Source organism: Polynucleobacter sp. MWH-Loch1C5, assembly GCF_018881775.1.
Classification (GTDB): domain Bacteria; phylum Pseudomonadota; class Gammaproteobacteria; order Burkholderiales; family Burkholderiaceae; genus Polynucleobacter.
Genome location: NZ_JACVPR010000001.1, coordinates 55,598 through 80,791 on the forward strand (window position 1 = coordinate 55,598; position 25,194 = coordinate 80,791).

22 protein-coding genes and 1 tRNA gene are annotated in these 25,194 nt (G+C 44.8%); 13 read left to right on the top strand and 10 right to left on the bottom strand.

What is annotated here, in order from left to right; translation table 11 throughout:
* Positions 1-87 precede the first annotated feature (87 nt).
* Genes dapD through prmB form a run of 3 tightly spaced genes read left to right on the top strand, consistent with a single transcriptional unit; the run spans position 88 to position 2,956 of the window.
* Positions 88-918, top strand: a complete 831-nt coding sequence (gene dapD / locus ICE94_RS00300) for a 2,3,4,5-tetrahydropyridine-2,6-dicarboxylate N-succinyltransferase (protein ID WP_216147201.1) — start codon at positions 88-90, stop codon at positions 916-918.
* A 2-nt stretch (positions 919-920) separates the two neighbouring features.
* A complete protein-coding gene (dapE, locus tag ICE94_RS00305) occupies positions 921-2,075 on the top strand; it encodes a succinyl-diaminopimelate desuccinylase (protein ID WP_216147202.1) in 1,155 nt (384 codons plus the stop codon).
* Positions 2,072-2,956, top strand: coding sequence for a 50S ribosomal protein L3 N(5)-glutamine methyltransferase (gene prmB, locus ICE94_RS00310; protein ID WP_216147205.1), 885 nt, complete (start codon positions 2,072-2,074; stop codon positions 2,954-2,956). The genes dapE and prmB overlap by 4 nt, the downstream gene beginning before the upstream one ends.
* Here prmB and radA read toward each other — a convergent pair whose 3' ends face one another.
* The 4 genes from radA to ICE94_RS00330 all read right to left on the bottom strand — a co-directional run bounded on the left by radA (position 2,957) and on the right by ICE94_RS00330 (position 7,766).
* Positions 2,957-4,327 (bottom strand): DNA repair protein RadA, encoded by a 1,371-nt coding sequence (radA, locus tag ICE94_RS00315; protein ID WP_216147208.1) that lies wholly within the window; start codon positions 4,325-4,327, stop codon positions 2,957-2,959.
* Positions 4,327-4,800, bottom strand: coding sequence for a hypothetical protein (locus ICE94_RS00320; protein ID WP_216147211.1), 474 nt, complete (start codon positions 4,798-4,800; stop codon positions 4,327-4,329). The genes radA and ICE94_RS00320 overlap by 1 nt, the downstream gene beginning before the upstream one ends.
* A gap of 12 nt (positions 4,801-4,812) precedes the next feature.
* Entirely contained in the window at positions 4,813-6,654 is a 1,842-nt protein-coding gene (locus ICE94_RS00325) for a potassium transporter Kup (protein ID WP_255539122.1), read from the bottom strand.
* 161 nt (positions 6,655-6,815) lie between these two features.
* Positions 6,816-7,766: an MBL fold metallo-hydrolase gene (locus ICE94_RS00330; protein ID WP_216147217.1), complete on the bottom strand. Its 951-nt coding sequence runs from the start codon at positions 7,764-7,766 to the stop codon at positions 6,816-6,818.
* Between the two features lie 33 nt (positions 7,767-7,799).
* Between ICE94_RS00330 and ICE94_RS00335 the strand changes: the two genes are divergently transcribed.
* The 9 genes from ICE94_RS00335 to ICE94_RS00375 all read left to right on the top strand — a co-directional run bounded on the left by ICE94_RS00335 (position 7,800) and on the right by ICE94_RS00375 (position 15,156).
* Positions 7,800-8,666 carry a mechanosensitive ion channel family protein gene (locus ICE94_RS00335; RefSeq protein ID WP_216147220.1) on the top strand — a complete coding sequence of 289 codons (867 nt, stop codon included), beginning with the start codon at positions 7,800-7,802 and terminating at the stop codon, positions 8,664-8,666.
* Positions 8,667-8,767: 101 nt separating this feature from the next.
* Positions 8,768-8,844: transfer RNA gene (locus ICE94_RS00340), tRNA-Met, on the top strand.
* Positions 8,845-8,921: 77 nt separating this feature from the next.
* Positions 8,922-9,473, top strand: coding sequence for a peptidylprolyl isomerase (locus ICE94_RS00345; protein WP_216147223.1), 552 nt, complete (start codon positions 8,922-8,924; stop codon positions 9,471-9,473).
* A gap of 2 nt (positions 9,474-9,475) precedes the next feature.
* The gene (locus ICE94_RS00350; RefSeq protein ID WP_216147226.1) at positions 9,476-11,263 is read left to right on the top strand and encodes a bifunctional chorismate-binding protein/class IV aminotransferase; all 1,788 of its coding nucleotides are present in this window, start codon (positions 9,476-9,478) and stop codon (positions 11,261-11,263) included.
* Positions 11,260-11,835 (top strand): NUDIX hydrolase, encoded by a 576-nt coding sequence (locus tag ICE94_RS00355; protein WP_216147229.1) that lies wholly within the window; start codon positions 11,260-11,262, stop codon positions 11,833-11,835. The genes ICE94_RS00350 and ICE94_RS00355 overlap by 4 nt, the downstream gene beginning before the upstream one ends.
* A complete protein-coding gene (aat, locus tag ICE94_RS00360; protein WP_216147232.1) occupies positions 11,832-12,560 on the top strand; it encodes a leucyl/phenylalanyl-tRNA--protein transferase in 729 nt (242 codons plus the stop codon). Before ICE94_RS00355 ends, aat begins: the two co-directional genes overlap by 4 nt.
* Position 12,561: 1 nt before the next feature.
* Positions 12,562-13,311 (top strand): arginyltransferase, encoded by a 750-nt coding sequence (locus ICE94_RS00365; protein WP_216147235.1) that lies wholly within the window; start codon positions 12,562-12,564, stop codon positions 13,309-13,311.
* Positions 13,308-14,342: a quinone-dependent dihydroorotate dehydrogenase gene (locus ICE94_RS00370; protein WP_216150796.1), complete on the top strand. Its 1,035-nt coding sequence runs from the start codon at positions 13,308-13,310 to the stop codon at positions 14,340-14,342. The genes ICE94_RS00365 and ICE94_RS00370 overlap by 4 nt, the downstream gene beginning before the upstream one ends.
* Positions 14,343-14,391: 49 nt before the next feature.
* On the top strand, positions 14,392-15,156 hold the full coding sequence (locus tag ICE94_RS00375; protein ID WP_216147238.1) for an IclR family transcriptional regulator: 765 nt from the start codon (positions 14,392-14,394) through the stop codon (positions 15,154-15,156).
* 10 nt (positions 15,157-15,166) lie between these two features.
* Here the strand turns inward: ICE94_RS00375 and ICE94_RS00380 are convergent, their stop codons facing one another.
* Genes ICE94_RS00380 through ICE94_RS00390 form a run of 3 tightly spaced genes read right to left on the bottom strand, consistent with a single transcriptional unit; the run spans position 15,167 to position 18,008 of the window.
* Positions 15,167-16,228 (bottom strand): serine hydrolase, encoded by a 1,062-nt coding sequence (locus ICE94_RS00380; RefSeq protein WP_216147241.1) that lies wholly within the window; start codon positions 16,226-16,228, stop codon positions 15,167-15,169.
* A gap of 59 nt (positions 16,229-16,287) precedes the next feature.
* Entirely contained in the window at positions 16,288-17,163 is an 876-nt protein-coding gene (locus tag ICE94_RS00385) for a DMT family transporter (RefSeq protein ID WP_216147244.1), read from the bottom strand.
* Positions 17,160-18,008, bottom strand: a complete 849-nt coding sequence (locus tag ICE94_RS00390; RefSeq protein ID WP_216150798.1) for a histone deacetylase — start codon at positions 18,006-18,008, stop codon at positions 17,160-17,162. The genes ICE94_RS00385 and ICE94_RS00390 overlap by 4 nt, the downstream gene beginning before the upstream one ends.
* 170 nt (positions 18,009-18,178) lie before the next feature.
* On the opposite strand from ICE94_RS00390, the gene ICE94_RS00395 reads away from it, so the two are divergent.
* Positions 18,179-18,715 (top strand): phasin family protein, encoded by a 537-nt coding sequence (locus tag ICE94_RS00395; RefSeq protein WP_216147247.1) that lies wholly within the window; start codon positions 18,179-18,181, stop codon positions 18,713-18,715.
* Between the two features lie 130 nt (positions 18,716-18,845).
* Here ICE94_RS00395 and lpdA read toward each other — a convergent pair whose 3' ends face one another.
* From lpdA to aceE, 3 genes are read right to left on the bottom strand one after another with little or no spacing between them, the layout of a single operon-like run.
* A complete protein-coding gene (gene lpdA, locus ICE94_RS00400) occupies positions 18,846-20,618 on the bottom strand; it encodes a dihydrolipoyl dehydrogenase (protein ID WP_216150800.1) in 1,773 nt (590 codons plus the stop codon).
* Positions 20,619-20,623: 5 nt separating this feature from the next.
* Positions 20,624-22,234, bottom strand: coding sequence for a dihydrolipoyllysine-residue acetyltransferase (aceF, locus tag ICE94_RS00405; protein WP_216147250.1), 1,611 nt, complete (start codon positions 22,232-22,234; stop codon positions 20,624-20,626).
* An 8-nt stretch (positions 22,235-22,242) separates the two neighbouring features.
* Positions 22,243-24,939, bottom strand: coding sequence for a pyruvate dehydrogenase (acetyl-transferring), homodimeric type (aceE, locus tag ICE94_RS00410; RefSeq protein WP_216147253.1), 2,697 nt, complete (start codon positions 24,937-24,939; stop codon positions 22,243-22,245).
* Positions 24,940-25,194: the final 255 nt, after the last annotated feature.

The window sequence follows — 25,194 nt, forward strand, 5'->3', positions numbered from 1 at the left end:
CCAATAGCCTGACCAGACTCAACAGTTCTGATGACACATCGATATAATCCCATATATTACAAAGCTTTTTTTAAGGAAAAATCAAAAATGTCACAAACCCTACAGACCATCATTGATCAAGCTTGGGATAACCGCGCCAATTTATCCCCCAGCTCAGCCCCTCAGGATGTCAGAGATGCCGTTAGCCAGGTGCTAGCAGGTCTTAATGATGGTTCAATTCGTGTCGCTGAGCGTCAATCAGTAGGCCAATGGCATGTCAATCAATGGGTTAAAAAGGCGGTTTTGATTTCATTTCGCTTAGAAGATAATCAAGTAATGTCTAGCGGTCCGGGATACCCCCAGTTCTATGACAAAGTCCCTACTAAATTTGCTAATTACAGTGCTGCTGACTTCGCCAAAGGAGGTTTCCGCGTGGTACCGCCTGCCGTGGCCCGTCGTGGCTCATTCATTGGCAAAAATGTCGTATTGATGCCTTCTTACGTCAATATCGGCGCCTATGTAGATGAAGGCACTATGGTCGACACTTGGGCAACTGTGGGTTCATGTGCGCAAATTGGCAAGAATGTCCATTTATCAGGTGGGGTTGGCATCGGTGGCGTCCTAGAGCCTGTTCAAGCCGGTCCTGTGATTATTGAGGATAACTGCTTTATCGGCGCACGCTCAGAAGTGGTCGAAGGTGTTGTTATTGAAGAAAACGCCGTGCTATCCATGGGTGTGTATATCGGCCAAAGTACGAAAATATACGATCGCGAGACTGGCGAAGTTCACTATGGACGTGTACCCGCTGGCTCAGTAGTTGTTCCTGGCTCACTGCCATCTGCATGCGGCAAATATAGCCTCTATGCTGCCATCATTGTCAAAAAGGTCGATGCGCAGACGCGCGCAAAAACGGCTATTAACGATTTGTTACGCGACTAAAAATGAGCCTGAACTCAACTCGAGCCCTGACAGAGGAACTTATTTCTCAAGAATCAGTCACGCCTTCAGATGGTGGCTGCCAGAAATTAATTGCGAAGCGATTAAGTGCCTTAGGTTTTAGCTGCGAGTCTATCGAAAGTGGTCCTGATGATTTCAGAGTCACCAATCTTTGGGCTGTTAAAAAAGGCGCTTCTGCAGGACCTCTCCTTGCCTTCGCTGGTCATACAGATGTGGTTCCAACCGGACCCCTAGAACAATGGCACTCCAATCCTTTCATACCTACAGAAAGAGATGGCAAGCTCTTTGGGCGCGGCGCGGCAGACATGAAAACTTCTTTAGCAGCGTTTGTTGTAGCCACCGAAGAATTCTTATCGCAACACCCCAACCATGCCGGTTCAATTGCTTTCTTGCTCACCAGCGATGAAGAAGGTCCTGCACATGATGGCACTGTAGTTGTTTGCAACCAACTGCGCGAACGTGGTATCAAAATGGATTACTGTGTGGTGGGCGAGCCTACTTCTGTTGACCAACTGGGTGATACGATAAAAAACGGTAGACGCGGCTCATTATCCGGAAAATTAAAGGTGATCGGGGTTCAAGGTCATATTGCTTATCCTCATTTGGCAAAAAATCCAATCCACCTTGCGGCGCCAGCCCTTGCTGAGCTCTCTAGCATGGTTTGGGATCAAGGTAATGCTCACTTTCCGCCGACCACCTGGCAGATTTCAAACATTCATGGCGGAACCGGCGCTAGCAACGTGATTCCATGTGAGGTAGTAATCGATTTCAATTTCCGCTTCAGTACCGCAAGTACGGCAGAAGAGCTGAAGACTAGACTCGAGAATGTATTAGTCAAGCATCAACTTCAATATGATCTGAAGTGGACTTTAGGTGGAGAGCCCTTTTTAACTGAACCTGCAGAACTATCTCAGGCTGCACAAAAAGCCATTACCAAGGTCACAGGTATACAAGCACAACTATCAACTACCGGTGGCACTAGTGATGGTCGATTTATTGCCAAAATTTGCCCGCAAGTGATTGAGTTTGGACCACGCAATGCGAGCATTCACAAGATTGATGAACATATCGAAGTTAAAGATATCGAACCGCTCAAAGATGTTTATAAAAATATCTTGATTGAATTAATCGCACAATGAAGACCAGCACACAAATCAATGATTTGTGGTCTCAGGTCACAGAATATCTAGAGGCCGCCGGCTTAAATTATGGCCATGGAGCTAGCGATGCAAAGAGCGAGGCTTTATGGTTAATCTCATCAGCATTAGGCTTCCCCCCAGAAGATGTTCTAGAGGAATTAGAGTCTGACATAGACCCCACCGCTATTGAAAAAGCTTGGGAATATGCTCAACAACGCGCCCATACACGACAACCTCTAGCCTATATTTTGGGCGAGGCCTGGCTGATGGGTGTGCCTTTTTATTGCGATGAACGCAGTATCGTGCCTCGCTCTTATATCGCTGAACTAATCGTTGATGGGCATTTAGAGGAGTGGCTCCCACCGGGCGCCAAGGTACTCGATTTATGCACCGGCAATGGATCTCTTGCCATACTCCTGGCGCTCGCCTGTCCTGATGTGAACGTCAGTGGAGCTGATATTAGTCTTCCAGCGCTATCACTGGCTGCTAAAAATATCGATCGACATGGTCTGACAGAGCAATTAGAACTCTATCAAGGCGATCTTTGGGATGCACTTCCCGAACTTGCATCTGAAGAGCGTTTCGATTTAATCATTTGTAATCCTCCTTATGTGAATGCCCAATCGATGGCCAACTTGCCCAAGGAATACCTAGCAGAACCAGAGCTTGCATTAGCTGGCGGTAACGATGGCATGGATCTGATTCGGAGAATCCTCAGAGACGCCTCTGCTTACCTCAAAGAAGAAGGTAGCCTGGTATTAGAAATTGGCAATGAAAAACTCAATTTTGAAGCTGCCTTCCCTGACATCCCCGTGACTTGGTTGGAAGTATCGGCTGGCTCAGACCAGGTATTACTCATACGCGCACAAGATCTGAGCTAATCAAGAAATCGATAAGCTCTGTGCAGCGTTAATAGCTTCGTCAATTCTTTCTACCGCGATAATTTGCATGTCCGCCAACTTGTTTTTAGGTAAATTGGCTCGCGGGATGATGGCTTGCCTAAAGCCCAATTTAGCCGCCTCCTTCAAGCGCTCCTGACCTTTAGGCGAGGGTCTAATTTCGCCAGCTAAACCAACTTCGCCAAAAACCACTAGGGATTTCGGTAGGGCCTTATTCCTCATTGAAGAATAAATGGCCAGCAATACCGCTAAATCAGCAGCGGGTTCTGAAATTTTTACCCCACCCACCGCATTGAGGAAGACATCTTGATCAAAACAAGCAATGCCCGCATGGCGATGCAGTACAGCTAAAAGCATCGCCAATCGATGTTGCTCCAAACCTAAAGCAAGCCGCCTTGGATTAGGTACATGCGCCATATCTACTAAAGCCTGTATTTCTACCAAGATAGGCCGACTACCCTCCTGGGTTACTAAAACACAAGAGCCCGGCACAGTTTGCCCATGCTGAGATAAAAATAAGGCAGAGGGATTAGAAACCCCCTTCAAACCCTTGTCAGTCATTGCAAAAACACCGAGCTCATTGACTGCACCAAAACGATTTTTAAATGCCCGTATCAAGCGAAAGGAGGATTGCGTATCCCCTTCAAAATATAAAACTGTATCGACAATGTGCTCTAAGACTCGCGGACCAGCCAAATGGCCATCTTTGGTGACATGCCCAACCATAATTAAGGCAATCCCCCGCGCTTTCGCTAGACGTGTTAAATGAGCAGCACATTCTTTAACTTGCGCCACAGATCCAGGTGCCGAAGTCAACTCCTCAGAATATACCGTTTGAATAGAATCGATAACCACCACAGCAGGACCAGTTTGCTCTACGGCCTGAATGATTTTTTGCAACTGAATTTCAGCAAGCACTTGTAAATCAGGCGCATCTATCCCTAAGCGCTGCGCCCTTAAAGCGATTTGGGCGCCGGACTCCTCTCCGCTAATGTACAAAACAGATAAACCCTGTTGATGAATGAGCGCAAGCGACTGCAACAATAAGGTGGATTTACCAATCCCTGGATCACCACCAATGAGACATACACCACCCGGTACGATTCCGCCACCGAGTACTCGATCTAATTCATCAAGACCGGAACTCATTCGTGGCACTTGTTCAGCCTCAATGTCTGCTAAACGCTGGCGATTAGCAGCCTGGGCCAAACCTTGAAAACGATTTTCACTCTGTTTTTCAATCAGAGATTCTTCAAGGGTGTTCCACTCATCACATGCTGGACATTGACCTTGCCATTTAGCACTCACTCCACCACAAGATTGGCAGACATATTGGGTCTTCGCTTTGGCCATTAGAAAGGAGTGGCTTTCTTATTTTCGTTGGCGCGCTTTTCAGAATCTTGACGACGTTTCTCTACATCCTGTTGACGTGCCTGCATATCGATTTGTTTTTGTTCAAATGTCTCTACATTTTTTTGCCGCTCACGGGCCTTTTCCTCACTCAGGCGTTCAGCTTCGCGCTGCTGATCTCGCTCATCTTTCTGAATGGCTTTCAGAACACGTTGACGTTCCTTTAATGGAGTTTCTTGCGCACGAATCGCTTTAATTTCTTCACGATAGACAAGTCGAGCCTCATCAAGACAACGATTCACAAAAAATCGTGAATAACAATCATGCTGTTTTTTATCCCAGCGATACTTGGCCCAATCTTTTTGTAAATTTAGATTCTCTTGACGTGTTTCAAGATCCGCTAACTCAGCCTCTTCAGCTGGCCCTGCTAGAGCTGCCAAAGGCAGGAAGAGTAAGACTAAGAATTTATGTTTCATAGGTGTAAGAGACTAAATCTCTATCTTAGCACCGAGTTCAACCACACGATTAGCAGGAATTTGGAAGAAATCTGAAGGCTTTGCAGCATTTTGTAACATCCATGCGAACAAACGTTCACGCCATAGCGCCATACCCGGTAATTTTGCGGGCACTACCGTGTCGCGGGCCAGGAAGAAAGAAGTTTCCATCAAATCAAACTTAAATCCATGCTCTTGCTCCAAGAGTGCGAGTACTTTATTAATGTCTGGTGTTTCTTTGAAACCGTGCACAGAACGAACTAAGTAAATATCGCCACCCAAGTCTTTGACTGTGACACGCTCTTGATCAGTGACATAGGGTACATCCCAAATACTGAGCTTTAAAAAAATGATTCGCTGATGTAAGACACGATTATGTTTAAGGTTGTGCAACATCGCAACAGGTACATAATCAATATGTGCTGTCAAGAAAATAGCAGTACCTTCTACGCGATGAGGTGGATGAGCTAATAACCCCGCCACAAATGGCTCTAGTGGAATTGAGTCACTCACAATACGATCGCGTAATAGCTTGCGACCCTTGTACCAAGTCATCAGACAGGTAAAACATAAAATACCTAACATTAATGGATACCAACCACCATCTTTCACTTTGATGAGGTTAGCTGTCCAAAAAGAGATATCAATAGCCAAGAAACTAGCAATTAATAGTCCAATCAACAATGGATTGATATGCCATTCACGGCGCATCACAATGCTCAAAAGAATCGTAGTAATAAGCATGGTGGTTGTGACAGATATGCCGTAAGCAGCAGCTAAATTACCTGACTCACGAAATTCAATAACGGTAAAAATCACCATCACCAGCAAAGACCAGTTCACCACCGGAATATAAATTTGCCCCTGCTCACTATCAGATGTGTGTTTAATCGCCATCCGCGGCAAGAAACCCAGTAATATCGCTTGATTCGCTAATGAATAAGCGCCTGAGATCACTGCCTGAGAGGCAATCACAGTGGCTAAAGTTGCCAAGATGACCATGGGCAATAGACCCCATTCAGGGACCATCAGATAAAAGGGATTTTTTATGAAGTCAGGGTTCGATAATAAAAGCGCCCCTTGACCAAAATAATTCAACAGAAGACTGGGCAAAACAACAACTAGCCAAGCATAGCGAACAGGCTTTTTGCCAAAATGCCCCATATCCAAATACAAAGCTTCAACACCAGTCACGACCAAAACCACAGAGCCCATCACGATGTATGCCATCAAAGTATGTTCTGCGATAAAACGAACTGCATAGATAGGATTCATTGCCCAGAAAATTTGAGGATTCTGAACAATATTCAATACACCTAAAGCTGCTAGAGATACAAACCACAGTAAAGTGATGGGGCCAAAAAAGCGGCCAACCGCAGCGGTTCCGTATTTTTGTATCACAAACAAAGCAATCAAGATGGTCAATGTAATCGGAATCACAGAGCGCTTTAATTCTGGGGTGATGATCTCCAAGCCCTCAACTGCGGATAGAACAGAAATAGCTGGAGTAATGACTGATTCTCCATAAAGCATGCATGCACCGAACATGCCCAGCATCATGACTGCCAGGTAGGATTTGGTACCAGTTTTCATACTTCGCAAAGCAAGCGCCATGAGGGATAGAACACCGCCCTCACCTTTATTGTCAGCACGCATCACGAAAATGACATACTTGAAGGTCACGACCAAGAGAATGGCCCAGAACATCAGAGAAATAATGCCAAAAACCGCATCTTCACTAAAGGGTATGCCATGCTGAGGACTAAAACATTCTTTGAGAGCATACAAAGGGCTTGTACCGATATCACCAAATACAACGCCAATGGCAGCGAGCATGAGGGCAGACAAACTCCCCTTATGGACATGATGTCCATGTTGGCCGACTTCAACCGGTTTCAATAGCGATGACTGTGAATATTCTGGATTACTAATCGACATCCAGCGCTCCTATACATGCAATGTTGGCATTATAGACCTCGAGTTTTGCAACGCAACATTTATGTTTTTTGATTTAACCAAACACCAATGCCCTGAGCATTTAATTCCAAGTCTATATCTAAAAACTCTTTAATTTCATCAGCTTGCATTTTGACCCCATGTTGTTTTAGATGGCTTAAATAAATCTTAAATAAGCCTTCTTTGATCCTATTGTGACGATCATCTGTGTATTGGAGATGAAGTGCAAGCTCCACCATTTCATCGAGAATAGTCAAAAACATAGTCTTCAAACGCGGTACACCATCAATGCGACTGTAGTGTGTAGGAAATAGAGATTGAGGTTTTAAGGAACAAATCCGATCGATGGATTTTTTTAGGGCCTCTGGATCAAACTGAATAGGCGTTGTTGTTGGCATCACAAAAGGTCCTTGATCAGTATCAAATTCTCGATAAGATAAGCCGAATGTGTCGCCAGTGAAAACACCTTGCGAGTGTGAATCCCAAATAGAAATATGGTGCTTCGCGTGACCCGGAGTATCTATACAAATTAATTCACGCTGCCCTACTTTCAAACTAGATTGATCCTGAGCTTCTAAGATTCTAGAAGCCTCAATGGGGAGAAGTTCTCCGTAGGTTTGCTGAACCTTATCTTCACCATAGACACCCACCGCCCCCGCTCTTAAAGCAGCAGGATCAATCATGTGCCTGACTCCGCGTGGATGAACAATCAAAAGAGCCTTAGAGCACTCTTGCATCATTTTTCCAGCACCCCCTGCATGATCCAGATGGATGTGAGTCAAGATAATGTACTTCACATTCTCTTCAGTAAGGCCCAACTCATGCAAGGTATGAAGGAGATAATCACTCGAATAATTAGTACCCACATCTATAAATGCAGCCTCACCAGCATCAATGAGTAAGTAACTGGCATCAAAGTGCGGCCTTTCAAAGCCAGTATCAATAGCATAAATTCCAGCGGAGACTTCAGCCGCATATTTCAAAGTTTGCATTGATGTTGTCCTCATTTTTTATATACTTGACCCATGCATAAAGCGATAGAGCAACTTCTACATGAATATAACCTGTCTGGCCTGACTCGCTGGTTAGATATAGCTTGGCCTATTATCCAAATAATCTTGGTTGTTGTGGCAGCGCTGATTGTTAAATCTATCTTCATTCGCGCAACTCATTTAATTGCCATGGAAGTACAAAAACGTGGCGCCAGCATTGAAGAGCAAAAACGCATCAACACTCTTTTACGAGTCAGCAATTACTCGCTCACAGTCCTTATTTGGGTCATTGCAATCATGTTCATACTGGGCGCTTTGGGATTCTCGATTGCCCCTATTCTCGCAACAGCTGGTGTGGCCGGTATTGCAGTTGGCTTTGGTGCTCAAAGCTTAGTCAAAGATTACTTTACTGGCTTTGTCATGCTCATCGAAAATCAAATACGTCAGGGTGATAGTGTAGAAATTGCTGGAAAAACAGGCATAGTGGAAGAAATCACTTTGCGCTATGTTCGTTTACGAGATTATGAAGGTGCAGTTCATTTTGTTCCTAATAGCAACATCACCGTAGTCACTAATAGAAGTCGAGAATACGCCTACGCAGTTTGTGATGTGGGCATATCTTATGAAGCAGATATTGAACAAGTGAAGTCACTCATCAGCAAGATTGGCGAAGAGTTGCGACAAGATTACCAATTCAAAGACCGGATCTTAGACAATATAGAAATTGCTGGCGTAGATCAGCTTGGCGACTTTACGGTACTCATCAAAATACGCATGAAAGTGCGCGCTCATGAACAGGCCCCTGTACGTCGCGAACTGCTAGCAAGAATCAAAACAAGCTTTGCTAAGCATGGCATAGAAATCCCTGATTCAAGAGATCGCTCCCCAAGCAAGCACTAGCCTTAGCCATGTCCCCGGCTAGGTACGAGGAGCCCCGGACCACCCCAAACACCATTTACCTTGCTATTTAGGGTTAATCCTGATATAGTTTCAGATTCAGACGCGGGGTGGAGCAGTCTGGCAGCTCGTCGGGCTCATAACCCGAAGGTCGTAGGTTCAAATCCTGCCCCCGCAACCAAATATCGAAGCCCTTCAATCCTAGAAGGGCTTTTTTTATTACTATGTTCATATAATCCATTCATTATGGAGATGACTATGAAAAAAATATTAAGCCTTATTTTTGGTTTGTTGATGACCTATCAGGTCCAAGCACAACAGGTTGAATTCAAAACATCGCTCGGTGATTTTGTCGTCGAACTTCAGGCTAGCAAAGCCCCAAAAACGGTAGAAAATTTTCTTCAGTATGTTGAGTCAGGTTTTTATCAAGGCACAATTTTTCATCGAGTGATAGATGGCTTCATGGTTCAAGGGGGTGGCTTTAATGAAAAAATGGAGCAAAAACTCACACGAGCACCGATTCCAATCGAGTCCAATAATGGCTTAAAAAATCAAATCTATACGATTGCCATGGCCAGAACTGCGAACCCTAACTCGGCGACCGCTCAATTTTTTATTAATATTGTCGACAACCCCAATCTTGACTACCCTCGCCCAGACGGACATGGTTATACAGTCTTTGGTAAGGTCATTAAGGGCACAGCCACTATAGATAAGATTAAATCAGTCGGTACTGGTCGATTCGGACCTCACTCAGACGTTCCTTTGCGCCCTATCCTCATCCAACAAGTGAAGGTGATTGGCCGCTAAAGATGCATGCTGCACCTACTCGAATTATCTTAGATGACGCCCAAAGTCATGCGCAGTTAGCAAGATGCCGCATTTATGAGAACCCAATTCGAACATATTTAGCTCATACACTTACAGAAGTTAGCGAAGTTTGTGATGCTATTGAAGCAGCATCTAAAGAGGGTTTTTATATTGTTTTTTTGGGCAGTTACAAACTAGGTGAGGCATTCCAAGGTATTACTCAACAAGATCTAGAAACCCCACTGTTGAAAGCCTGGGTATTTAAAGACCTCAAGCAAATCAACTATGACGAGATGACTGCATGGCTCGACGCACAGAAAGAGTTAGAGCCAGCTCATATAGTTCCGGAAAATAGAGAGCTAGATTTTCAAAAGTTTAAAAGTCAAATAGAAAAAATCCAAAACTACATTCGCACAGGTGACACTTACCAGGTGAACTTTACCTTCAGAGAGTTTGGGCACATCTACGGGTCACCATTACAGCTGTTCAAAAATCTCAGGGCCAGACAACCAGTACCATTTGGCGCCTATGTTGAAGATCAAGATGGCTATTTAATTTCCTGCTCTCCTGAATGGTTTATCAAAAAAACTGGAGCTCAGTTGGTCACAAAGCCCATGAAAGGAACAGCGAACCGATCATCCCCTCTCGCCAATCATTTAGCCGATGATCCCAAAAATCGTGCAGAAAATCTGATGATTGTCGATTTATTACGTAATGATTTAAGCAAAATCGCCCTTCCCGGCACCGTTCATGTGCCGAAACTGTTTGATATCGAAGAATACGGTTCTGTTTTACAAATGACATCGACGATTACTGCTGAAATAGCTCCGAAAACATCTCTATTGAAGTTACTCGATGCTATTTTTCCTTGTGGATCAGTGACGGGTGCACCTAAAAAACGCACCATGGAAATTATTCAAGAATTAGAAAATCATCCCAGAAAGTATTACTGTGGTGGTCTCGGATACTTAGATCCAAGCACCGACACCATGGGTGATCTATGCATGAGCGTACTCATTCGCACCCTCGAAGTCAGCCCTAATCAAGATTATGAGTTTGGCGTAGGCTCTGGCATCACTATTGACTCTGATCCGCTAGAAGAGTGGCAAGAGTGTCAACTCAAGAGAAAATTTCTTGGGTCACCACCGCCATGGGGCGTTTTTGAAACGATGCGTTATGAAAATGGTGAAATACTGCGTCTGAGCTCCCACCTCATCCGATTGAAAAATGCTTGTGAAAAACTTGGTATTCCTATTGATCTAGAGAATGTCAAAGATCAAATCAATAAAACTAAAGCGCATTGGCCTCATCAAACTATGCGGATTAAGTTATCTATCAGCCCTAACGCAGATGTATTAATTACTCATGGCGATCTGTCTGATCTAGACGGTCAGCAATACTATGCTTGGGCATCCGAGCACCTTAAACAACATACTTTAGATTTTAGAATTCACCCTCTGCAATACAAAACCACGCATCGTGATTTCTATGATTTAGCTTGGCAAAAGGCGGAAAAAATAGGTGCGTTTGACCTACTCTTTACCAATCACTTAGGCTACGTTACAGAAGGTGGACGAAGCAACTTGTTTGTTCAAAAAAATAATGAGTGGCTGACGCCCCCTATCTCGGCCGGTTGCCTACCTGGAATCATGAGAGAACATCTAATTAAAGAGCTAAATGCAAAAGAGCTTCTTTTTAAGAAAGATGCGGTAGAACAAGCCGATCAAGTCATCCTATGTAATTCACTTCGTGGCATCATTCCAGTCAAGCTCCTCAATACTCAATTATGAAATTCTGCTCGCGCTGCGCCGCTCCCATCCAACTAATTATTCCGACCGGTGATACACGTGAGCGGCATGTATGCACGTCATGTGACTCTATTTTTTATCAGAACCCAAGAAACGTCGTAGGAACTATCCCTATTTGGCAAGACAAGGTACTCCTATGCAAACGAGCCATTCATCCTCGCCTAGGTTTCTGGACATTACCCGCCGGCTTTCTAGAAGTGGGTGAGACAACCGAGGCAGGCGCCATCAGAGAGACACTCGAAGAGGCAGGCGCCATGGTGACGATTGGTCCATTATTTTCACTTCTAAATGTGGTGCATGTTGAGCAAGTTCATTTGTTTTATATAGCATCCATGCAGTCAGAAGAATTTTCAGCTGGTATCGAAAGTCTCGAGGTGCAGCTTTTTAGTGAAGATGAAATTCCTTGGAATGAAATTGCATTTCCCACTGTCAAACATACCTTGGAATGGTTTTTTGCTGACCGTGCAGCGGGCAAGCTTAGCCATCAGGTACATACTCATCTTCATACCGTCGAGTTTGACCCCAAAATTGATCGCTCCTATCGATCAGCATGAAATTGACTTGGTTGCGTCCGAGTGATGCGTTTCCCTCTTTGAATGAACAAACTTATTACGACACTGAGGTACCAGGTCTAGTAGCAGCTAGCGACACAATCTCAGTCGATCAACTGATTCGAGCATATCAAGGTGGCATCTTTCCTTGGTACTCTGAAGAACAACCTGTTCTATGGTGGTCACCGGACCCACGCATGGTTCTGATTCCTTCTGAATTAAAAATATCGAAGAATCTAGCCAAAAAAATCCGGCAAATTCTACGAGATCCGGACTGGGAAATTCGAGTCAACACAGATTTCATTAACACCATTATGTCCTGTGCAAACCAAAACAGAGCCGGCCAAAATGGTACTTGGATTACGCATGCAGTACTGCAGGCTTACTCGGAATTACATCAGCAAGGTCTTGCTCATAGCGTAGAAACTTATTACCAAAATCAATGCGTTGGAGGACTCTATTGCGTCAACTTGGGGAAAATGGTTTATGGAGAATCCATGTTTGCCAAGGTCACAGATGCATCTAAATTAGCCTTAGCAGCATTGTGCGCATGGTGTATTGCACAAGACATCGGCATGATTGACTGTCAGCAAGAAACTGAGCACCTAAAATCTTTGGGCGGTCGCCCCATACCAAGACATGACTTTTTAAGTCATTTAGCTCAAAATTGCGGTAAAGATCGAATTCACTGGGATTTTAATAAAGCAATATTGAAGCACTGGGGCTAGGATGAGTAAACTAAAAGAGTTGCCGTTTACCGCGTTGCAGTTTTACGCGACAGCGCCCTATCCGTGCAGTTATCTGGATAAACACTTGGCTCGCTCCCAAGTAGCAACCCCGTCACACCTCATACACGCTGACTTATACGGTGAGTTGGTGGCAAGGGGATTCCGTCGAAGCGGCATGTATACCTATCGCCCCTACTGCGATAACTGTCAAGCCTGTATACCCTGTCGCGTTGATGTAAGCAATTTCAAACCTAATCGATCACAGAAGCGTGCTTGGCAACAACATCAGCATCTGGTGAGCCATGTCGGTCATTTGGGATATTTCGAGGAACATTATCAGTTGTATCAAGATTACCAACGTGACCGCCATAGCGGTGGCGGAATGGATCATGATGATCAAGACCAATACAAACAATTTTTACTGCAAAGTAAAGTTAACTCAAGACTCATCGAATTTAGAGATGGCCCTGCATCGAAAGATCCCGGGAAATTAAGAATCGTCAGCATTATTGACGTCATTCAAGATGGGCTCTCATCTGTCTATACATTTTTTGATCCATCATTGAAAAATGCAAGTCTTGGTACCTACAGCGTTATGTGGCAAATAGAGCAAGCTAAATTATTGCAACTTCCCTATGTTTATTTAGGCTATTACATTAAAGAAAGTCCTAAAATGTCGTACAAAGCTAATTTTCAACCCCTGCAGGTTTACATTGATAACCTGTGGCAAGCGTACGACACCATTAAATAATGAACCTGTACCCACTGATCAGACCATGGCTGTTTTCCATGGACGCTGAAACGGCCCATCATTTCACCCTCAATAGCCTTAAGAGAACTCATGATTGGGGTCTAAGCTCTCTGATTCGCCCTTCAGTCATCAATAAAACAAGTAATCTATGCGGTATAGCTATTCCCAATCGAGTTGGACTCGCTGCCGGACTAGACAAGGACGGCAAGTATATTGATGCATTAGCAGATTTAGGTTTTGGATTTATAGAAATTGGTACCGTGACACCTCTAGCACAGCCTGGCAATCCACTACCACGCATGTTCCGCTTACCCCATGCGCAGGCACTGATTAATCGGATGGGCTTTAATAACGATGGCGTCTTAGCCTGTGTTGATCGCGTCAAACAATCGCGCTTCTATAAAAATGGCGGTGTTATTGGTTTGAATATTGGAAAAAATGCTCAAACTCCCATTGAAGAAGCTGTCAATGACTATCTGATTGGTTTAAGAACAGTCTATCCAGTGGCATCCTACATCACCGTTAACATCTCTTCACCCAACACAAAAAATTTACGTGCCTTACAAAGTGGTGACGATCTAGATCACTTGCTTGCCAGCTTAGCTAAAGAAAAACAAATCTTGAGACAACAGTACCAAAAGTCCTGTCCATTGCTCCTCAAAATTGCACCAGACCTTGATGATGAACAAATTGATCATATCTCCAAGTTACTCATACGCTACGAGATCGATGGTGTGATTGCTACCAACACGACCATTTCACGTGAAAAAGTAGCGGGGCTTAAATACAGTGAGGAAACAGGAGGTCTATCCGGACAGCCCGTTTTTGAAGCATCTAACCGTGTGATAAGGGTCTTAAATCAGCATTTACGTCAACAAATTCCAATCATTGGAGTCGGGGGCATTCTAAATGGGGCAGATGCAAAGGCAAAAATTAACGCGGGTGCCCACTGCGTTCAGGTTTATACGGGTCTGATTTATAAAGGACCCCAGTTAATAGCTGACTGCACTCTTGCCCTAAGCCAAGCATAATCTCATTTCACAATGTGCAATTTGAGGCATTTATAGCTACAATAGGGCCATGACGACACGCACCGCCATACAGGTTCTCGATCGAATGATGAGCTTGCTCGATGCACTGGCTCAAAGTGATGATCCTGTCAGCCTCAAAAAGTTATCTGAGCTAACTGATCTTCACCCATCAACCGCTCACCGCATCCTCAATGATATGGTTGCATGTCGTCTTGTAGAGCGTGCCGATAGCGGCACCTACCGTCTTGGCCTCAAACTCTTAGAGCTTGGCAATTTAGTCAAAGCGAGAATCTCCATCAGAGACGCTGCTCATCTACCTATGCGAGCACTGCATAAATTAACCGGGCAAACGGTTAATTTATCTGTTCGCCAAGGAGATGAAATTGTGTATATCGACCGAGCTTATTCCGAGCGTTCAGGAATGCAGGTAGTCCGAGCGATTGGGGGGCGTGCCCCATTACATCTGACATCGGTAGGAAAACTATTCTTGGCCGACGATGATGCTCCTAAGCTGAAAAGCTATATACAAAAAACGGGTCTACAAGGACATACCAAAAATAGCATCCAAGACGCTAGCGACTTAGAAAAAGAATTAGATAAGGTAAGACAACTCGGTCATGCACGTGATGATGAAGAATTAGAGATTGGGGTCAGTTGTATGGCTGCGTCTATTCTTGACGATGCAGGCAAACTGGTTGCTGGTTTATCTTTATCTGCACCGACGGATCGTCTTCAGGAAGAATGGTTAAAAGCTCTGAAAGATACGGCAGTACAAATTTCAAAGAGCTTAGGCTACAAACCAACTAAAGCCTAGCAGGACGTTATCAAAGACGTCTAACAGGCTCAAGCTCAGGATGGGATTCAAGCCATTCACGAACCCTAACCGCATCGGCAAAACGCGAGAGCTTACCCACAGAGTCCAGAAATACCATGACCACATCTCTGTTTTGTACGCGCGCTTGCATCACCAAACAACGACCAGCTGCTGAAATATACCCTGTTTTCTGCAAACCAATTTCCATATCATTGGCACGAACTAAACGATTGGTATTTACAAACACCTGCTCACGATTCCCAATCATGATTCTGTAATCATTGCGGGTAGAGAACTCTCTTACTAATTTATATTGATAAGAAGCCTCAACTAAGCGAGTCAAATCCTCAGGGCTAGAGACATTTTCACTGGATAAACCTGTGGGATCTGCAAATTTCGATTGACTCATACCCAAAGCCTTAGCTTTCGTATTCATGGCCTCAACAAAAGCACTCACACCACCAGGATAATTCGCTGCCAAGGCATGGGAAGTACGATTCTCAGAAGACATAAGTGCTAATAAAAGAGCCTCCTCACGCGTCATTTTTGCACCTGCAGTCACGCGTGAGCGAGTTCTACCAGGATAAGCATTCACATCGGCTTGCGAAATAGTAATAACTTCATCCAAAGGCAAATTAGCATCCATGACCACTAATGAGGTCATTAACTTAGTAATAGATGCAATCGGTAATACAGCATGTGCATTTTTCTCAAAAAGCACTTCGTGAGTTTGACGATCAACAATAAGTGCCACACTTGACTTTAAATTGAGATCGTCTTGATTGCCACGCAAACCCATTGCAGAAGCAAATGATGGGCGAGCCACTTCTTCAGCTGCTTTTTTACGGGTAGTAGCTGTTCGAACCGCTTTTTTAGGTTTATTTTGATTCGCTTGCTGACTGGGCGTCGCTTTTTTCTGCGTTGTTTTCTTAGGTGCCTGATGATTTTGCGCTTGCACCAAATTAACCGCCAACATTGAAGATGCGAGGGTCACTACACAAGCAATATTCAAAATTTTTCCAAGAGACCGCGCTAGAAAACCTCTACCCATTAATCGCTCTAAACCTTGCATGCTTCTTACTTCTTGATGTTTGATGAATCTGCTAATGATACGTTAATTACAACTCCAATTCATGATTTTTGGGCGCGATTTACCAAGAGAACAGCAAGCATAGTCAGAACAATTCCAAAAGCTATAAAAAGAGTAAATGGTTCATCAAACAAGAACCACGCCATCACCGCTGTGGTCGGTGGTGTTAGGTACATCAGGCTCGTGACTCGGGTAGCCTCCCCCTTACGAATCATGATAAATAGGAGCGATATGGCACCTATCGATAACCCCAAAATAGCCCAAACCAAGGACCCAATCAATTCAGGATGCCAAACAATTTCTCTTGTTTCAAAAAGGAACATAAAGGGTAGACATAAGAGTGCCGAACTCGCAAACTGAATGACTGATCCTGTTCTGAGATCAAACTGCGGACAAAACTTTTTTTGATACAAGGTGCCCGCTGTAATCGAAAATAAAGCTATCACAATAAAGATCAGACTCCAACTATCCAATCCAGTCAATGTGAGCTTTTGCCAAACCACAAGACCTACCCCTGCTATACCTAAAGCAAGACCCAGCCACTGTATAGGGTAGACTCTTTCTCTCAGCCATGATGCAAATAAAGCTGTAAGGATGGGTTGCAAACCAACAATCAAAGCGGTCAGTCCAGCAGACATACCAAATCGCACAGCAGCCCAAACACCACCTAAATAACCAGCTTGAAGTAAGAGCCCTGCAATCGCGATGTGAAATGTATTAGAGCTCGATGGCCATGGTGCTTTCAGCAACCAGACTAGCGGTAGCATCAAAAGCAAAACCCCAATAAATCTCATGAACAGAAATGTCATTGGTTCCGCATATGGCATCCCATACTTGGCGATAATGAAACCAGTACTCCAGATAATCACGAAACTCGGAGCAATCCATGCAGCCCAACGCTGATTCCAATGCTTCATGCTGGAATCTCCATACAACGAAGATAATGTTGATACGCTAAGTTGATTGTTTGTGCATGAACCTCAACCGTTGTTTCTATATTAAGACCGTAGCCACCCGCCATAGCAATCACGCAGGGTGTTCGCCAATGATGACAAAAATCAAAAACCATTTGATCTCTTTTTGCCATACCGGTCATGCTCAGCTTCAGACGTCCGAGCCGATCACCTTCATGAGGATCGGCTCCCGCTAAATAAATCACAAAATCAGGAATCCACAATTCCTCAATCTGAGACAATGAATCAGCCAGAAGTCTCAAATAGGTCTCATCGTCACAGGCATCAGGTAGACCAAGGTCTAGAGAGCTCGCTTCTTTTCTAAATGGAAAATTTTTCTCTCCATGCATAGAAAACGTAAAGATTTCAGGATGTTCTTGCAGTATTGAAGCTGTCCCATTCCCCTGGTGAACATCCAAATCAATGACGAGTACCTGCTTATACCCCTGAGATTTAAGTCGCAGTGCAGTAATCGCTGCATCATTAAAAACACAAAAGCCACTTCCTTTGTTCGCGTATGCATGGTGGGTGCCACCCGCTAAATTGGCTGAAACAAAATCTTTTTTTGCCATTTGAGCGGCAGCTAAAGTCGCACCAGACGACCTTCTTGAACGCTCTACCATTGCCGCAGACCACGGAAATCCAATCTCCCTGATCTCTGCATCGCTAAGACGTCCTTCACTCACCGCTTGTACATAAGACTGTGTATGGGCAAGACACAGGTCATCATCTGTAGCTCTGGGGGCCTCGCATAACTCAATCCCCATCATTTGAGCTACCCTGTCCCTCAATAAACGGTATTTCTGCATTGGAAAACGGTGTCCAACAGGCAGTGGCAGAACAAAGTGATCGGTATAAAAGGCTTTCACATCAAGATTTTGCCTGTTTTTCACAATGTGGTCTTGACTTTGGCTTGTTTGCACCTATACTTTCATTGTGCAGTGCAACATTATTGAATTAAATTCTTTAGGAGAGAAGTATGACTTTGACACCAGAACAAATTGCAGCAGCGAATAAAGCCAACTTAGAAACCCTACTCAACCTCACAAATAAAGCGTTTGAAGGCGTTGAAAAGCTGGTTGAACTCAATATGCAAGTTGCAAAAACAGCGATGAGCGAAAACGTTGAGAACGCAAAGCGCGCCCTGAGCGTCCGTGATGCCCAGCAATTAATGGCAATGCAAGCCGGCATGGTTCAGCCTTTGGCTGAAAAAATCATGGCTTACAGCCGTCATTTGTACAACATTGCCAATGAGACACAAGCTACATTCGCGACGGTCGCAGAGGCTCAAATGAAGGCCAATAACAGCAAACTACACAGCATGGTTGAAGATCTCACCAAGAACGCCCCTGCGGGCTCTGAAGCTGCTGTTCAAGCTGTTAAACAAGCCATGGCTGCAGCTAACAATGCCTACGAAACAACGCAAAAATCAATCAAACAGGCGGTTGATTTAGCCCAAAACAACTTCAACGCTGTTGCCAGTACCGCTACTAAAGCAACTCGTGGTCGTAAGTAAGCTCTGAGCAAGGCATTTGCGCCAAGATAGCGCTAACGAATTGAAGTAGTACAGATTGTCTCCTCGGTACCCAGTCAGATTTATCTGCAAGTACCATTTCAACCCCCGCCTCGGCGGGGGTTTTTTTCAACTACTTTTTCTTTTGTGGTGGTAAATCAGTGCAGCTACCATGCGCTACCTCAGCGGCCATCCCCACCGACTCACCTAAGGTCGGATGAGGGTGAATTGTTTTACCAATATCTACAGCATCTGCACCCATCTCTATAGCAAGACAAACTTCACCAATCAGATCTCCCGCATGGGTGCCGACAATACCGCCCCCAATAATTCGATGAGTCTTCTTATCAAAGATGAGTTTTGTAAAGCCTTCGCTTCGACCGTTTGCAATCGCCCTACCACTGGCTGCCCAAGGAAATAAACCTTTTTCGTATTCAATACCTTGTGCTTTACATTGCTCTTCAGTCAAACCAGCCCATGCGACTTCAGGATCTGTATAAGCGACTGACGGAATTTGTTTTGCATCCATATAAGCTTTGTGACCGGCTGCAACTTCAGCTGCCACATGCCCCTCATGAACTGCTTTATGAGCCAGCATCGGTTGACCGACCACATCACCAATCGCAAATATATGAGGCACGTTCGTTCTTTGTTGTTGATCAACAGGGATAAAACCTCGCTCATTGACAAGCACTCCAGCATGCTGTGCGCCAATGACTTTACCGTTCGGGGATCTACCCACAGCAACCAAGACCAAATCATATAACTGTGGCTGATCAGGAGCATTGGCACCCTCAAAGGTCACTAGTACCCCCTCTTTTTGGGGCTTTACCTGGGTGGCTTTGGTTTGCAACATCACTTTATCAAAACGATGCGCATTGATTTTTTCCCAAACCTTAACCAAATCACGATCGGCTCCAGCCATCAAACCGTCCATCATTTCAGCAATATCAATACGTGCACCCAAGGTGCTGTAGACGGTGGCCATTTCCAAACCAATAATGCCCCCACCAATGACCAGCATACGCTTCGGAATCTGTTGTAGCGCTAAGGCACCCGTGCTATCAACTATTCTGGGATCATCTGGCAGAAATGGTAATTTCACCGACTGACTACCCGCTGCAATAATGGCTTTCTCAAAACGAATCACCTGAGTTTGACCGGTTAAATCGCGCCCCTCACCACTGGTTAATTGAACCTTGAGATGATGCGAATCGATAAATTCTCCCAGTCCGCGAACCGTTGTCACTTTGCGAGCTTTCGCCATACCAGCTAAACCCGTGGTGAGCTGATTAATGACACCTTCTTTATGCTTACGTAACTGGCTTAAATCAATTTTAGGCTCGCCAAAACTAATACCATGATGAGCCATTGCTTTGACTTCATCCATGACCGCGGCAGTATGCAATAAAGCTTTTGAGGGTATGCAACCCACATTGAGACAAACTCCACCTAAAGTCGCGTAACGTTCAACAATGACGGTTTTCTGACCCAAATCAGCAGCACGGAATGCAGCACTATAGCCGCCTGGGCCAGCCCCCAGCACCAAAACCTCACACTCGTGATCTACAGGTCCCTGATAACTACCTACAGGAATAGATACAGGGGTGGATGCTTCATTTTTCGTGCTTGGCGCTACTGGAGAAGGTGAAATGACAGGGCTTGCCATCGAAGGCTCCAGACTAGCAATAACCATTCCTTGGCTAACCTTATCACCTACTTTAATATGAACGGCGACAATTTTTCCAGCCTGATCAGCAGGTACTTCCATCGTTGCTTTGTCAGACTCGAGCACCAATAAAGTTTGCTCTTTCTCTACGCTATCACCAGGTTTAACCAACACCTCAATAACAGGCACGTCTTTAAAGTCGCCTATGTCTGGTACTTTGATTTCAATAGCCATTATTTCTCCTACAAGACCACACGGCGGAAATCAGCTAGCAACTCTGACAAATAAACATTGAAACGGGTCGCAAGTGCGCCATCAATCACACGATGATCAGCAGTTAATGAGAGTGGGCAAATTAAGCGTGGTACAAATTGTTTGCCATCCCAAACTGGCTTCATGGATGCTTTATTCACGCCCAAAATGGCGACTTCAGGAGCATTAATAATCGGTGCAAAGTAAGTACCACCGATGCCCCCTAAAGATGAAATCGTGAATGATGCTCCTTGCATCTGATCAGGTTTTAGCTTGCCCTCACGAGCGAGCTTAGCAAGCTCACCCGTTTCTTTTGCAATCTCAACAATCCCTTTTTGATCAGCATTTTTAACCACAGGAACCACCAGTCCACCAGGCGTATCAGCAGCGAAACCAATATGGAAATACTTCTTAAGTACCAAATTATCCCCATCTAAAGAGCTATTGAACTCTGGGTACTTCTTCAGCGCATTGACAGCAGCCTTGATCAAGAAAGCTAACATAGTAATTTTGATGCCTTCTTTCTCATTGGCTTTATTCGTTTGCACACGGAAAGCTTCTAAATCAGTAATGTCAGCGTCTTCGTGATAAGTCACCGCTGGAATCATTACCCAATTACGGGATAGATTAGCAGCTGATAGCTTCTTAATGCGTGATAAAGGCTGAACTTCTGTTTCGCCAAATTTACTGAAATCAATCTTCGGCCATGGTAAGAGATTTAAACCACCGGCTGAAACCTGAGCTCCTGCCGGAGATGCGGCTTGACCTGTCATGATATTTTTTACATAGGCCTGGACGTCTTCCTGAGTGATTCTGCCTTTAGGACCAGAACCATTGACCTTAGCGACATCAACTCCCAGTTCGCGAGCAAATTTTCTAACTGAAGGGCTCGCATGACTCGTCCCTGAAGAACTCATTACTGGACTTGTTGCGGCAGTAGCAGGAGTGGCAAGCGAAGTCGTTTTTGTCACTGATTGTGAGACAGGTGCAGAAGTATTCGATGCGGTCGAAGATGGTGCTTTATCTACTGGTTGACTGACTGGTGCTTGTGCTGAAGATTCCAATACAACCACTAAATCGCCTTGCGAAACAGCATCACCTACTTTGACTTTCACTTCTTTAACTAAACCATCATGTGAAGAAGGAACATCCATGGTGGCCTTATCGGATTCGAGGGTGACCAGGGACTGTTCTTTAGTCACTGTGTCACCAGGCTTTACATGCACTTCTATGACAGGAACATTTTTATAATCTCCGATATCAGGCACAGAAACACTAATCGATTGAGCGGTGGTATTAGCAGCACCAGTCGCCTGTGTGGGCGCAGCAGTTGCATTAGCTACAGGGGCCGCAGGCATGCCCACAGACTCCAGCAATAGAACGAGGCCACCTTCAGAAATGGAGTCGCCCACCTTGACTTTGACTTCTTTAACAATACCGTCATGAGAAGACGGCACATCCATAGTCGCCTTATCTGACTCTAGCGTAATAAGTGACTGTTCCTTGCTGACAGTATCACCAGGTTTTACATGCACCTCAATGACAGGCACATCTTTGTAGTCACCAATGTCAGGTACTTTGACTTCAATTAATTGACTCATATCCGACCTCACACAGTCATAGGGTTAGGTTTATTAGGATCTAAGCCATACTTCTTCATCGCATCAGCAACTACTTGATGCTTGATTTGACCCTCATCTGCCAAAGTTTTCAGAGCGGCTACCGTGACCCAACGACGATCAACCTCAAAGAAGTGGCGTAAGCGTTCGCGCGTATCAGAACGACCAAAGCCGTCCGTACCCAGGACTGTGTAACGTTTACCTAAATTATGAATCGCAGGACGAATTTGTTCTGCAAATAAACGAACATAGTCAGTCGCTGCAACCACCGGGCCGACTTGACTTACTAACATTTTTTCTACATGCGACAAGACAGGCTTATCAGTGGGATGTAAGAGATTATGGCGATTGACCGCATTCCAATCACGAGCTAACTCTGTAAAGCTTGGACAACCCCAAATATCGGAAGCCACACCCCAATCATCACGCAACATATCAGCTGCTGCGATCACTTCACGGAAGATGGTGCCGCTACCTAATAACTGAACACGCTGTTTAGCTTTGCTATCACCAACAGAAGTAAGGCGATACATTCCTTTAAGGATATCTTGCTCAGAACCTTTAGGCATTGCAGGATGCGCGTAGTTCTCATTCATCAGAGTAATGTAGTAATAGACATCCTCTTGATCGGTCATCATACGACGCATACCATCTTGAATAATGACCGCTAACTCAAAGGCAAAACAGGGGTCATAACTGATACAGTTAGGTACTGCACCACTCCAGAGATGGCTATGACCATCTTCGTGTTGCAAGCCCTCGCCATTCAAGGTGGTTCGACCTGCAGTACCGCCGAGTAAGAAGCCACGACTTCTCATGTCACCCGCTGCCCATGCCAAGTCACCAATACGCTGGAAACCAAACATTGAATAGAAAATATAGAACGGCAACATGGGGACGCCATGTGTTGAATAAGAAGTAGCAGCAGCAATCCAGTCACACATAGCACCGGCTTCATTGATACCCTCTTGTAGGATTTGACCGTGTTTGTCTTCCTTGTAGAACATCAATTGATCATGGTCTTGCGGTGTATACAACTGTCCTACCTGACTCCAAATACCCAATTGACGGAACATGCCCTCCATACCAAAAGTTCTAGACTCATCGGGCACGATAGGCACCACGCGCTTGCCGAGAACTTTGTCTTTGATCACAATGTTTAGAAGGCGCACAAATGCCATCGTGGTTGAAATTTCACGACCTTCACTAGTAGCCTCTAGTAATGGCGCAAAAGTATCTAGTTTTGGCACTTCAAGAGACTCCGCCTTAGAGCGACGCTGCGGCAGATAGCCCCCTAACTCCATACGTCTAGAGCGCATGTACTCTAATTCTTTACTACCTTCTGGGAATTTCACATAAGGCAACTGAGCTAATTGATCATCTGGCACAGGAATATCAAAACGATCCCTGAAAGCACGAATATCATCATCACTCATTTTCTTAGCTTGGTGGGCAATATTCATCGCCTCACCAGAGCTACCCATACCGTAGCCTTTAATGGTCTTCGCTAAGATCACAGTCGGCTGACCCTTATGGTGAGTTGCTGCATGGAATGCTGCATAAACTTTATGAGGATCATGACCACCACGATTAAGGTTCCAAACATCCTCATCGCTCCAGTCAGCAACTAAGGCCTTCAGCTCTGGAGTATTAAATACATGCTCACGAACATAAGCACCGTTTTTCGCCTTCAGAGTTTGATATTCGCCATCGACAATCTCGCCGAGGCGTTTCATCAAAATTCCTTTTTTATCTCGCGCAAAGAGTGCATCCCAATGGGTGCCCCAAACAACCTTGATCACATTCCAGCCGGCACCGCGAAACTCGCTTTCGAGTTCTTGAATAATTTTGCCGTTTCCGCGAACAGGACCATCTAAGCGCTGCAAATTACAGTTAATGACAAAGCACAGGTTATCTAGATGCTCACGACCAGCCATACCAATCGCACCCAAGGACTCCGGCTCATCGGTTTCTCCGTCCCCCAAGAAAGCCCAGACTTTGCGACCCTCAGTCTTAGCCAAACCACGATCTTCCAAATAACGCATAAAACGCGCTTGATAAATCGCCATGATCGGACCGAGTCCCATTGAGACTGTCGGGAATTGCCAAAAATCTGGCATCAGCCAAGGATGCGGATAACTCGATATACCCTTACCGTCTACCTCTTGTCGGAAATTATCCAGGTGCTCGTCTGTCAATCGTCCTAGCATGTAAGCGCGCGCATAGACTCCTGGCGCTGAGTGTCCCTGAACGAAGACCAAGTCTCCACCATGTTGCGCTGATGGAGCGTGCCAAAAATGGTTATAACCCACATCGTAGAGAGTCGCTGCGGACTGGAAAGATGAAATGTGTCCACCCACATTGGTATCTTTATTGGCGCGCAAAACCATCGCCATGGCATTCCAACGTGTATAAGAACGAATTCTGTGTTCAATTTCAGGGTCACCTGGCAACTTAGCCTGGCGCTCCACTGGAATCGTATTGATATAGGGTGTTTCTGCATGAAACGGCTGAACAACACCGTTGACACGAGCATATGAAATTTGCTCATCGATGAGATATGCAGCGCGATCAACACCCTCATGAGTAATGACGCCTTGTAATGCATCTAGCCACTCTTTGGTTTCAATAGGGTCTTGGTCATTTACAGCTTGATTTTGGATCACTTGCTCGGGTACAGCAGCCATCTTTGTCTCCTTTGGGCTAATCAATACTCAGGGATTTTTGACCCCTGCCATATTTGTTATTTGGATTCTATGTATGCTTCAAAAGCCTAACAAGAAATTTTTCATATAACGAATACATTTCTCATAATATGAAAATATGTTGCTAAGCAATAGAAAGGTACACTGTCATAACTTTCATGATGCGAAAGAATTAAACTTCCTAGTACTGCTGTTAACCCTAAAGAACCTTGGCTAGATCTATTCCTGAAACTATCA